At 74.0% G+C, this 11,668-nt stretch carries 8 protein-coding genes and 1 pseudogene; 2 read left to right on the forward strand and 7 right to left on the reverse strand.

What is annotated here, in order from left to right:
* Positions 1-6 precede the first annotated feature (6 nt).
* The 6 genes from KME80_RS32320 to KME80_RS32345 form a co-directional block, all read right to left on the reverse strand.
* Positions 7-1,692: an ABC transporter family substrate-binding protein gene (locus tag KME80_RS32320; RefSeq protein WP_246646121.1), complete on the reverse strand. Its 1,686-nt coding sequence runs from the start codon at positions 1,690-1,692 to the stop codon at positions 7-9.
* Between the two features lie 11 nt (positions 1,693-1,703).
* Complete coding sequence (locus tag KME80_RS32325) at positions 1,704-3,731, reverse strand: dipeptide ABC transporter ATP-binding protein (RefSeq protein ID WP_219510294.1); 2,028 nt, start codon at positions 3,729-3,731, stop codon at positions 1,704-1,706.
* Complete coding sequence (locus tag KME80_RS32330; RefSeq protein ID WP_219510295.1) at positions 3,728-4,633, reverse strand: ABC transporter permease; 906 nt, start codon at positions 4,631-4,633, stop codon at positions 3,728-3,730. Before KME80_RS32330 ends, KME80_RS32325 begins: the two co-directional genes overlap by 4 nt.
* Positions 4,630-5,616, reverse strand: coding sequence for an ABC transporter permease (locus tag KME80_RS32335; protein WP_219510296.1), 987 nt, complete (start codon positions 5,614-5,616; stop codon positions 4,630-4,632). The genes KME80_RS32330 and KME80_RS32335 overlap by 4 nt, the downstream gene beginning before the upstream one ends.
* Positions 5,617-5,742: 126 nt before the next feature.
* On the reverse strand, positions 5,743-8,082 hold the full coding sequence (locus KME80_RS32340; protein ID WP_219510297.1) for an AAA family ATPase: 2,340 nt from the start codon (positions 8,080-8,082) through the stop codon (positions 5,743-5,745).
* 64 nt (positions 8,083-8,146) lie between these two features.
* On the reverse strand, positions 8,147-9,043 hold the full coding sequence (locus KME80_RS32345) for a haloalkane dehalogenase (protein ID WP_219510298.1): 897 nt from the start codon (positions 9,041-9,043) through the stop codon (positions 8,147-8,149).
* A gap of 163 nt (positions 9,044-9,206) precedes the next feature.
* Here KME80_RS32345 and KME80_RS32350 point away from each other — a divergent pair, with 163 nt between their 5' ends.
* Positions 9,207-10,736: an MFS transporter gene (locus KME80_RS32350; protein ID WP_219510300.1), complete on the forward strand. Its 1,530-nt coding sequence runs from the start codon at positions 9,207-9,209 to the stop codon at positions 10,734-10,736.
* Between the two features lie 35 nt (positions 10,737-10,771).
* Complete coding sequence (locus KME80_RS32355) at positions 10,772-11,548, forward strand: DoxX family protein (RefSeq protein WP_219510302.1); 777 nt, start codon at positions 10,772-10,774, stop codon at positions 11,546-11,548.
* A 24-nt stretch (positions 11,549-11,572) separates the two neighbouring features.
* Here KME80_RS32355 and KME80_RS53605 read toward each other — a convergent pair.
* Positions 11,573-11,668 (reverse strand): annotated as a pseudogene (locus KME80_RS53605) (IS982 family transposase); the annotation flags it as partial.

Here is an 11,668-nt window from a genome sequence, read left to right on the forward strand (position 1 = left end):
TCCGCGTCAGCGGGTGTAGCCGATGTCCTGGTAGCGCAGCGTCTGGAACCCCCGGGCGCCCGCGTTGGCCAGGTTCTGCCGGGCGGCGACGAGCTGCGGCCGCTGGTAGAGGGGCAGCACGTTGACCTGCTGCCAGATGAGCCGGTCGGCGGTGTTGGCCTCGGCGCGGGCCTCGTCCGGGTCGAGGCTGCGGGCGGCGCGGGCCATGGCGGCGTCGATGTCGGCCGAGCCGGTGCGACCGAAGTTGGCGTTCCACGTCTTGCCGTCGGCGGCGTGGGCGTAGACGCCGTAGCTGCTCGACACCGGGTACGGGGTGCCGATGTAGGCGAACGGCGCGAGGTCGAAGTCGCCGGGGATCACGTACTTGGCGAAGAAGTCGTCGCTGGGCACGGCCCGGATGGCGAGCTTCACCCCGATCGCGGCGAGCATGTTCTGCGCCAGCTCGCCCTCGGACTTGCTGATCTGCACGCCGGACGGCACCACGAAGGTGAGCTCCAGCGGACGGCCGTCCTTGTGCCGGACCGGGCCGGTGCGGCGGTCGAGCCGCCAGCCCGCCTCGTCGAGCAGCCGGGCGGCGCGTGCCGGGTCGTGGGCGCCGAGGTCGCCGGCGTTGTCGCGGTAGCCCTGCTGGGTGGTCATGAAGAAGTGGCTGTTGAGCGGGGTGCTCGGCCAGTCGAGGCCGCGCAGGTCGGAGCGGGCTATGGCCTCCCGGTCGAGGCCGAGCTGGACGGCCTGGCGGACGCGCAGGTCGCGGAGCGGCCCGCGTGAGCCGTTGAGCGTGAAGTGGCGGAAGTCGGGCGCGGCGGCCCGGCGGACCTCGGCGCCTGGCGTGGCGGCGGCGCGGGCGTGGTCGGGGGCGGACGGGCCGATGTCGGCCAGGTCGAGCTCGCCATTGCCGAACATGCCGATGAGCGAGTCCTGCTCGGCCGCCCGGAAGACGATCCTGTCCAGTTTGGCCCGGTCGCCCCACCAGGCGTCGTCGCGCACGAGCGTGACGGTCTTGGCGGTCTGGTCGATGCCCTGGACCTTGAACGGCCCGGCGGTGACGGGGATGCGGTTGAGCCAGGCGGTGTTGAACGCCTCGGGCGTGGCGTTGGCGGAGGCGGGCAGCAGCGGCCCGAACAGCGCCCGCCAGTCGCCGAACGGCCGCGCGAACGTCACCACGACCTCGTGGTCGCCGCGGCCCCGCTCGACGCTCTCGATGTCCTGGTAGCCGGTGGAGGAGGCGATGTGGAAGGCCGGGTCGCCGCCGTCCAGCGCCTGCCACTGGGCGCGGAAGTCGGCCCAGGTGATGGGCCTGCCGTCGGACCATCGGGCGCGCGGGTTCAGCTCGTAGGTGACGACCTGCTTGGGCGTGGTGGCGGTGACCCGGGCGTCGATCAGGTAGGCGTGGTTGACGGAGATGCGCGCCCTGTCGTCCGACACGAACGGGCGCGGCAGCAGCGCGTCGGTGATGGCCGCCGCCACGGCGAGGTGGCCGTCGACGTGGTGCCTGTTCCACTGGGCGGGGAACTCGTTGACGCCCCAGCGCAGCGTGCCGCCGTCCTTGACCCGCTCGCGCGGCACGGGGTTGAGGTCGGACGCCTTGATCACCGCGTCTCCGGTGGGCCGGACGACCACGGCGCCGCCCCCGCCGCACGCCGCCAGCGCCAGCGCCGCGGTCGCGGCGGCCACGAAATGAGTTGCTTTCAACGGTACTCCTGTCAGACGACGGCGAGCTTCTCGGCGTAGTGGCAGGCGGCGGCCTGGTCCTCGCCGAGCGGCCGCACCTCGGGCTCGGTCTCGACGCACAGGCTGCGCTCCTCGGCCGTCAGCACGCCCCGGAAGGTCGGGCATCGGGTACGGAACCGGCATCCCGACGGCGGGTCGGCCGGGCTGGGCGGCTCGCCGTCGAGCAGGATGCGCTCGCGCGAGCGTTCGCGCACCGGGTCGGGCAGCGGGACCGCCGACAGCAGCGCCTGCGTGTACGGGTGCGCCGGGCTGGCGTAGACGGCCTCGGCGCGCCCGATCTCGGCGATCCTGCCGAGCTGCATGACGGCGACCCGGTCGGCCAGGTGGCGGACCACGGCCAGGTCGTGCGCGACGAACAGGTAGGACAGGCCCAGCCGGTCCTTCAGCGCGCCGAGCAGGTTGAGCACGCCCGCGCGGATCGACGTGTCGAGCGCGGAGACGGGCTCGTCCAGGACGAGCAGCCGGGGTTCGAGGGCGAGCGCGCGGGCGATGGCGACGCGCTGGCACTGGCCTCCGGACAGCTCGCGCGGGTGGCGGGCGGCGCAGGCGGGGTCGAGCCCAGCCAGGGCGAGCAGCTCGGCCACCCGGCCCTCGGGCGCGCCCCGGCGGTGGGCGCGCAGCGGCTCGGCGAGGATGTCGTGGACGGTCATGCGCGGGTCGAGCGAGGCCGCCGGGTCCTGGAAGACCACCTGCATGTCGCGCCGGATCGCGGCGCGCTGCGCGGGCGTGAGCCGGGCGGTGTCGCGGCCGAGGACGACGATGCGGCCCTCCTCGGGCCTGGCCAGCTCCAGGATCTGCGTCAGCGCCGTGGTCTTGCCCGACCCCGACTCGCCGACGAGGCCGAGCGTCTCGCCCTCGCGGATGTCGAAGCTGATCCCGGCCACGGCGTGCACGGTGCCGGTCCGCCGCCTGAACAGCGTGCCGCGCGTCAGCGGGTAGCGCTTGACCAGGCCCTCGACCTCCAGCACCGTGCGCGGGCGGCGGGTCACCGGCTCGCGCGGCGGCGCGGGCCGCTCGGCGCCGTCCCGGCGGACGTCGGCCCTGTGCACGTCGGCCCAGCGGATGCAGGCCGCCCGGTGCCCGGCCCCGACCTCGAACAGCGGCGGCTCCCGGTCGTCGCACGCCTCCACCCGCATCGGGCAGCGCGGCGCGAACGGGCAGCCCGGCGGCAGCCTGCCGGGCTCGGGCGGGCCGCCCTCGATCGGCACCAGCGGCCGCCTCCCGCCGCCGTCGACGCGCGGCACCGAGCCGAGCAGGCCCGCGGTGTACGGCATCCGCGTGCGGTAGTAGACGTCGTCCACGTCGCCGACCTCGACCGGGCGGCCCGCGTACATGACCAGGACGCGGTCGGCGAAGCCGGCGACCACGCCGAGGTCGTGGGTGATCAGGACGATGGCGGCGCCGGTCCGGCGCTGCGCCTTCTTGAGCACCTCCAGCACCTGGGCCTGGACGGTGACGTCGAGCGCGGTCGTGGGCTCGTCGCAGATGATCACGTCGGGGTCGTTGGCGACGGCCATGGCGATGAGCGCGCGCTGGCGCATCCCGCCGGAGAACTCGTGCGGGAAGGCGAGCGCGCGGCGGGCCGGGTCGGGGATGCCGACGAGGTCGAGCAGGTCGACGGCCTTGACGGCGGCCTGCTCGCGGGTGACCCGGTGGTGGGCGCGCACCGCCTCGGCGATCTGGTCGCCGACCCGGTAGACGGGCGTGAGCGCCGACAGCGGGTCCTGGAACACCATCGACACGGACCGGCCCCGTACGCGGGCCAGCTCGCGCTCGGAGGCGCCGACGAGCTCGCGGCCGTGCAGCCGCACCGAGCCGGCGACCTTGGCCTCGGGCGGCAGCAGGCCGAGCACGGCGGCGGCGGCCACGGACTTGCCCGCGCCGGACTCGCCGACGATGCCGAGCACCTCGCCGGCACGCACCTCGTAGCTGAGGCCGCGCACGACGGGCACGTCGCCGAAGGCGACCTCCAGGCCGTCGACCTCCAGGACCGGGCTCATCGCGGCCCCTTCGCGGCGGGGTCGAAGGCGTCGCGCAGCGCGTCGCCGGCCAGGTTGACCGCGAGCACGGTGACGACGAGCAGCCCGGCGGCGAACCAGAACGTCCACGGCGCGTAGATCGCGGTCCGGGAGCCGTCGGCGATGACCGTGCCGAGCGACACGTCGGGCGGCTGGATGCCGAGGCCGAAGTACGACAGGGACGTCTCGGCGAGGATGGCGGCGCTGACGTTGACGGTGGCGTCCACGATGAGCAGGGACGACAGGTTGGGCAGCACGTGCGAGAAGATGATCTTCACGGGCGGGACGCCGAGATAACGGGCGGCCCGGACGAACTCGCGCTGCCTGAGCGAGATCGTCATCCCCCGGACGATCTTCGCGGTGACCATCCACAGGAACAGCGCCAGCACGATCACGAACAGCGGCCACTGCCCCGCCCCGAACAACGGCGACATGATCGCCAGGACGAGGAAGGCGGGCAGCGCGAGCAGCAGGTCGGCGGCCCAGCCGAGCACCCGGTCGGTCCAGCCGCCGAAGTAGCCGGCGAACGCCCCCGCGAGCGCGGCCAGCGCGGTCGACACCAAGGCGGCGAGCAGGCCGACGATCAGCGACCGCCGCAGCCCGCACAGCGTGACCGCGTACACGTCGGCGCCGGTCTGCAGGGTGCCGAACCAGTGCCGGGGCGACGGCGGCGCCAGGAACGCGGTGAAGTCCTTGTCCGCGGGGGACCACGGGCTGAACAACGGCCCGGCGAACGCGAGCGCGAACATCAGCGCCAGCACCGCGGCACCGGCCCGCCCCTGCCGGGAGGCGAGGAAGCGCCGCGCCAGCACGCGCCCGCGGGACGGCGGCGCGGCCATTGCCGGGCCGAGTTCGCCGGCGACCTCCTCCTCCGAGAGCGTCATCCCGCCCTCACCCGGGGATCGAGCGCGGCGTGCAGCAGGTCGGCGGCCAGCGACGCGCACAGCACGGCCAGCGCGGCCAGGCACGAGATCGCCGCGACGGTGTTGACGTCGTTGGTGAAGACGGCGCTGATCAGCCGCTCCCCCAGCCCGTGCCAGCCGAAGATCTTCTCGGTGAAGGCGGCGCCGGTGAGCAGCGTGCCGAACACGAAGGCGAAGTACGTCGCGACCGGGATGAGCGCGGTGCGCAGCCCGTGGCGGACCAGCGCCCGCCGCCTGCTCAGCCCCTTCGCCCTGGCGGTGCGCAGGTAGTCGGCGCCGAGCACGTCGAGCATCAGGTTGCGCTGGTAGCGGCTGAAGACCGCGATCAGGCCGAGCGACAGCGTCACGGTCGGCAGGATCAGGTGCTGGAGCCGGTCGAGCAGCCCCGCCCAGAGCCCGGCGTCGAGCCCGGCGGACCGCTCACCGCCCACCAGGAGGACCCGGCGGCCGAACAGGTGGTCGTTGGCCCAGGTGCCGCCCAGGATCGCCACGTTCGCCAGCACCACGACGGGGATCGCCAGCAGCAGGTAGGCCAGGCCCGCCGACAGCCGGTCGAACCAGCCGTACTGCCTGGCCGCCGCGGCGGCCCCGGCGGCGACGCCGAGCACGCTGCCGCACACCAGCCCGAGCAGGACCAGCCGCAGCGTGACACCGGCCCGCCGCCGCAGGTCGTCGCCGACCGGCGAGCCCGTCACGCTCCTGCCGAAGTCGCCGCGCAGCACCCCGCCCGCCCAGGTCAGGTAGCGCTCGAACAGCGGCGTGCGGTCGTTCAGGTTGAGCGCGGCGAGCTGGGCGTCGACGGCGGCGGGCGGCGGCTGCGGGGTGCGCCCGGCGTAGTTGGCGCGCGGGTCGAGGGCGGCGGCGGCCAGCAGGTAGGCGAGGCTGGCGGCGACGGCGGCCAGCACGACCGAGCCGAGCAGCCTGCGGGCCAGGAACCCCGCCATCGTCCCCCCTTACGAACGGCGTGTGGCCATCGTGCTACATTCCGCGACCATCCGGGCGCAGGCACATGTCAAGGGGGCGTCTGGTTAACGTCCGGAAAGCCCTGGTCAGACCCCTCGGCGGGGCGGTCAGCGGCCGGAGAGCTCGTCGACCGCGGTGCGGACGTCGTCGCTGGTGATCGTGGTGAGGTCGGCGGAGCTGGCCGACTCGCCGCGCGAGGCCAGCGCGGCCAGCCGCACGTCGCGGCGCATGGCCGCGCGCTCGAACAGCGACCTGGCGAAGCGGCCGTTGCCGAGCCCGTCGATCAGCCGCTCGCCGCACACCCAGGTGAACACCTCGTCGAGGTCGCCCAGCGCCTCCTCGTCGAACCGGTCGCCCGCCTGCTCGGCCAGCAGCACGGCGATCTCCGACAGCTCGCGCGGCGCGTAGCTGGGGAAGGTCACCCGCTGGTTGAACCGGCTGGCCAGGCCCGGGTTGGAGGCCAGGAAGACGTCCATCTCGCGCTGGTAGCCGGCCAGCACGATGACGAGCCGGTCGCGGTCGTCCTCGGCCCGCTTGAGCAGCGTCTGCACGGCCTCGGCGCCGAACGCGTCGCCGCCCGAGTAACCGGGATTGACCAGGCTGTAGGCCTCGTCGATGAACAGCACGCCGCCGAGCGCCCGGTCGACCAGCTCGTTCGTCTTGATCGCCGTCGCGCCCAGGTGCTGGCCGACCAGGTCGGCGCGGTGCGCCTCGACCACGTCGGGCCGGGCCAGCAGGCCGAGCGCGGCGAACACCCGGCCCACGACGCGGGCGACGGTCGTCTTGCCGGTGCCGGGCGGGCCGACGAACACGAAGTGGCGCGTCTGCGGCGGCGTCGGCAGCCCGCGCTCCTGGCGCATCCGGGCCACCTGGAGCTGGGCGGCGATCGCGTGCACCTGCCGCTTGACCGGGGCCAGCCCGGCCATCCTGTCGAGGTCGGCCAGCGCCTCCTCCAGCGTGGGCGTGGCCACGTAGCCGCGGAAGCGGGCCGTCAGCTCGTCGAACGCCTTGGTCACGTCGGCGGTCGTGGTCGTCACCAGGTCCTCGGTGGTCGGAGTGCCGCCCGCGCCGACCACGCGCACGTCACGGGCCTGGGCGGCGGCCTCGACCAGGCTGCGCGCGAACCGGGCGTTGCCCAGCTCGTCGACCAGGCCGCGCCGCTGCACGTCCTCGAACATGCCGAGCAGCGCCGCCCTGGCCTCCGGGCGCATGGTGTCGCCGCGCTGCCGCTGGAGCAGCTCGGTGATCTCGGCCAGCTCCCCGGCGGAGTAGGTGGGGAAGCGCACGCGCGTGGCGAAGCGGCTGGCCAGGCCGGGGTTGCTGGACAGGAACGCGGTCATCTCCTGCTCGTAGCCGGCCAGGATGATGATCAGCCGGTCGCGGTCGTCCTCGGCCCGCTTGAGCAGCGTCTGCACGGCTTCCGCGCCGAACCGGTCGGGCTGGCCGTCGGAGGAGTTGATCAGGCCGTACGCCTCGTCGATGAACAGCACGCCGCCGAGCGCCCGGTCGACCAGCTCGTTCGTCTTGATCGCCGTCGCGCCCAGGAACTCGCCGACCAGGTCGGCCCGCTGCCCCTCGACCACGTACGGGGTCTCCAGCAGGCCGAACGCGTAGAAGATCTTCGCGAGGGTACGGGCCACGCTGGTCTTGCCGGTGCCGGGCGGGCCCAGGAAGACGAAGTGGCGGGTGGGACGCCCGGCCGTGTAGCCCGCCTCGGCGCGCAGCCGGGACGCCTCGATGGAGGCGGCGATCGAGCGGACCTGCTCCTTGACCGGGGCCAGCCCGATCATGCCGTCGAGCTCGGCCAGCGCCTCCTCGACGGAGATCTGCGGCAGCGCGGGCGCCTTGTCGGCCACCGGCTCCGGCCTGCCCTCGCGCGCCCGTACGCGGACCTGCTCCTCGGCGGTCAGCTCGGACCTGGCGCGGCGGGCCAGCAGGAAGCGGTAGCCGAGCACGGCGGCGGCGGCGCCGTAGGCGACCCAGACGGCCAGGCTCTCGGAGACCAGCGAGACGGCGGCGGCCAGCGCCCCGGCGGGCACCAGCGCCAGCAGCGCCGTCACCCAGGGCGCCACCCACCGGATCAGGTGCGCCCCCGCGGCCACCGGCAGCGCCAGCAGCAGGAGCAGCGTCGCGGTGAACGGTGCCTGAAACAGCACTTCGAATACGGGCAGCAGGCACGCCCATGCGGCCACCACCAGCAGCGTCGCGGCAGCGCGCGGGAAGTGCAGCGCCAGCGCGACGAAAGAGAGCACCGCAAACGTGATCAAGAAGGTCTTGTCCGGCGCGCCACCGAGCGCCACCGACAGACCGACGGAGCCCACCAGGACGACCACGTACATCACCCGGCGGGCGGCCGGCGGAAGCCGGAAATAGCGCACGCGCACCTGTTCGAACAGATCCCGCACCGCGGCCCGCCCCGCCGCCCGGGTCCTGCTGGACTCCTGCATCACGCCTCCCCGGTCCGCCCCTGGTTATACCGCACCGGGCCGTCGATTGGGCGGACCTGACACGCTAGGTGGAGCTGACGAAAGCGGCGATGTGCCGGCCGAGTTCGGCGCCCGCGTCCTCCTGGAGGAAGTGGCCGGCGCCCGTGATGACCGGATGGGCGCGGCCGGCCGCCCCCGGCATGGACCGGCGCAGGACGGGCGCCATCCCGGCGGTGATCGGGTCGCCGTCGGAGAAGGCGACGAGAAAGGGCCGGTCAAGCGTGGTGAGGACCTGCCAGGCGGCGCGGTTGGCGGCCGAGGCGGGGTTGTCCGGCGCGTACGGCACGAGGCCGGGCATCGCCCGTGGGCCCGCTTTGTACGACTCGTCCGGGAAGGGGGCGTCGTAGGCGGCGCGTACCTTCGGCGGCAGTTTCGTGGCGCAGCCCGATTGGACGAACCTGGCGATGTCCAGCTCCGGCGCGGACGCCACCGCGTCCTTGAACCGGTGCCACACCTCCGGCATGGGATTGTCACCCGTCGGCAACCCCGTGTTGGCGGCGACGATCCTGGCCACGCGTCCGGGGTGCTCGGCGGCCAGGCGCAGGCCGATCAGCCCGCCCCAGTCCTGGCCGACGAGGGTGACGCCGGTCAGGCCGAGCGCGTCGTACAGCAGGGCGCGCGTCCACTCGACGTGCCGGGCGTAGCTGTGGTCGCCCTGTTCGGCCGGTTTGTCGGAGCGGCCGAAGCCGATGAGGTCCGGCGCGATCGCGCGCAGCCCGGCGGCGGCCAGCTCGCGCATCACGTCGCGGTAGAGGTACGACCAGGACGGCTCGCCGTGCAGGAGCACCACCGGCTCCCCGTCGGCGGGACCCGCCTCGGCGTAGGCCATCCGCAGTCCGTCGCCCACGTCGGCGTAGCGGGCCTCGTACGGGAATCCGAGCAGATCGGCGAATCGGTCGTGGGGGGTGCGGAGGATTCGCATAGAACAAGATTCTATGCAGCGGCCCCGGCGCCGCCCAGGGATCGGGCCGCGAACGGTATTCCGGATCAACCGATACCGCTACACCCATCGGGTGACATGGCCTAAGCTGCCACGCAAGTTCATGCGGGCCCGCTTGCGCACGGATCGGCCTGCAAGGAGGTCCATGACCGTCACCCAGGCCGCGCCCCTCGCCCGCCGCGCCGACCACGAACCCCGGGACAACCGCTGGGCCGTCCTGGTCCTGCTCTGCCTGAGCCTGCTGCTGATCACGGTCGACGCCACCGTCCTGCACATCGCGGTCCCCGCGCTCACCGCCGCCCTGGAGCCGTCGGCGGTGCAACTGCTGTGGATCGTGGACGTCTACTCGCTGGTCGTGGCCCCGCTGCTGATCATGTTCGGCTCGCTCGGCGACCGCTACGGGCGCAAGCGGCTGGTGCTGGCGGGGTTCGTGCTGTTCGGCCTGGCCTCGGCCGCGGCGGCCCTGTCGACCACGCCGCTGGCGCTCATCCTGTCCAGGGCGGCGCTCGGCGTCGGCGGCGCGATGATCATGCCGGCCACGCTGTCGCTGATCCGCCAGGTGTTCACCGACCGGCGCGAGCGGACGATCGCGCTCGGCGTGTGGAGCGCCGTGGCCGCCGCGGGGGCGGCCGTGGGCCCGCTGGTCGGCGGCCTGCTCGTCGGCTGGTGGTGGGGCGCGGTCTTCCTGGTCAACGTGCCGATCCTGCTCGTGCTGCTGCCCGCCGCCGTGCGCCTGCTGCCGGAGTCGCGCGGGCGCGCCGGTCACCCGTGGGACGCGCCCAGCGCCGCGCTGTCGGTGCTGGGCATCCTGGCGCTGGCGTTCGGGCTGAAGGAGGCGGGCTCGGGCAGCCTGATGCCGTTCGGCGCGGCCGTGGCGGTGTTCCTGACCGGGGTGGCGCTGCTGGTGTGGTTCGTCAGGCGGCAGACCCGGCTGGCCGCGCCGCTGCTGGAGGTCGGCCTGTTCCGGCGGCGGGCGTTCACCACCGGGGTCGCCGGGGTGCTGCTGGGCGTGTTCGCGCTGGTGGGGCTGCAGCTCATGCTGGCGCAGTACCTGCAGCTCGTGCTGGGCGACAGCGAGATCCGGGCGGCGCTGCGGATGCTGCCGCTGGTCGTCTCGGCCGTCGCCGGCGGGCTGGCGGCGGCGCACCTCCTGCCCCGCCTCGGCATGCGCGCCACGATGAGCGGCGGCCTCGGCCTCGTCGCGCTCTCCCTGACCCCGACGCTGACCTGGGGCGTCGAGAGCCATCCGGTCATGCTGGCCTGCTGCTTCGTGGGCATCGGGTTCGGCGTCCAGGTCGCGCTGCTGGCCGCGTCCGACACGATCATGTCGGCGGCCCCCGAGTCCCAGGCGGGCGGCGCCGCCGCGATCGAGGAGACCGCCTACGAGCTGGGCGCCGGTCTCGGCGTCGCCGTGCTCGGCACGATCACCACCATCGTGTACGCCCCCGCGCTGCCGGCCGTGCCCGGCGTCCCCGGTGCGGACATGGACCAGGCCAGGCAGTCGCTCGCCGGCGCCGCCCACGTGGCCGACCGGGTCGGCGGCAGCGCCGGCCACGCGCTGCTCGACGCGGCCCGCTGGGCCTTCGTCAACGCCCTGCACACGACCGTGGTCGTGAGCGTCGTCCTGCTCAGCCTGACCGCCGTCGCCGTGGCCATGCTGCTGCGCCGTGATTGAGGTGTGTGATGTCCCGATTAGGGCAGACAACAACCGTGAGACAGGCCCTCCGTGATCTCGCCGCGCTCGTCGCCCGTGTGGGCGTGGGCGGCATCTTCTTCGCCAACGGCTGGCGCAAGCTGGAGATCGGCCTGGCCCAGACCGGGGTCCAGTTCCAGTCGCAGGGCGCCCCCGCGCCACGGGCCTGGGCCACGATCACCATGATGACCGAGCTGATCGGCGGCGCGCTGCTGATCGCCGGGCTGCTGGTGTCGGTGATGGGGCTGATCCTGTTCGCCGAGGCCGTGGCCGTGCTGACGGTCGCGCCGCCGCTCAACCCGATCACGCTCAACGAGCTCATCCTGCTGGGGGCGACCTCGCTGCTGCTCGCCGTGGTGGGCGCGGGGCGGCTCTCGGTGGACCACATGGTGGTGATCCGGCGCAGGGAGTCGGAGGCGGCCGGCGAGTTCGCGGCCGACCAGGAGGCCGACGCGGTCATCGCCAGCCTGCGCGACCCTGACGCCCCGCCGCGCCCGTCCACCCCCTCGCACCCGACCACTCCATCGCGCCCGGCCACCGCGCCGGAGCAGGCCGACGACCCCGCGCCGCCGCCCAGGACACCGCCCAGGACGCCGCCCGCCGCCAAGGGCGCGCCGGCGGCCAGGGGCAAGCCCTCGGCCGAGCCCGCGCCGGACGACACGGCTCCGCACCCGCGACCCGGCCGCACGGACCCCGAGCCCGCCGGTGAGCCCGGCTCCTCCCCCGGCGACACGCTGGTGGCCGGGCGGAAGAAGCCGCCGACGCGGGGCCGCCGGACGACCTCGGCCGACTAGATGATTGATTCCAAGGGGTTGGGATCAGTGGTCGTAGGCGGTCAGTGAGCGGGCGATGGGCTGACCGGTCTTGTCGTTGTGCCAGATCACGGCGGTCAGTGCCAGGATGCGGGTGATCAC

Source organism: Nonomuraea ceibae (assembly GCF_019396325.1).
GTDB lineage: Bacteria > Actinomycetota > Actinomycetes > Streptosporangiales > Streptosporangiaceae > Nonomuraea > Nonomuraea ceibae.

What these genes read in the sequence shown, in the direction of transcription:
- KME80_RS32325 (WP_219510294.1), bottom strand. Translation starts at nt 3,731, where the DNA reads ATGAGCCCGGTCCTGGAGGTCGACGGCCTGGAGGTCGCCTTCGGCGAC.
- KME80_RS32330 (WP_219510295.1), bottom strand. Translation starts at nt 4,633, where the DNA reads ATGACGCTCTCGGAGGAGGAGGTCGCCGGCGAACTCGGCCCGGCAATG.
- KME80_RS32335 (WP_219510296.1), bottom strand. Translation starts at nt 5,616, where the DNA reads ATGGCGGGGTTCCTGGCCCGCAGGCTGCTCGGCTCGGTCGTGCTGGCC.
- KME80_RS32340 (WP_219510297.1), bottom strand. Translation starts at nt 8,082, where the DNA reads ATGCAGGAGTCCAGCAGGACCCGGGCGGCGGGGCGGGCCGCGGTGCGG.
- KME80_RS32345 (WP_219510298.1), bottom strand. Translation starts at nt 9,043, where the DNA reads ATGCGAATCCTCCGCACCCCCCACGACCGATTCGCCGATCTGCTCGGA.
- KME80_RS32350 (WP_219510300.1), top strand. Translation starts at nt 9,207, where the DNA reads ATGACCGTCACCCAGGCCGCGCCCCTCGCCCGCCGCGCCGACCACGAA.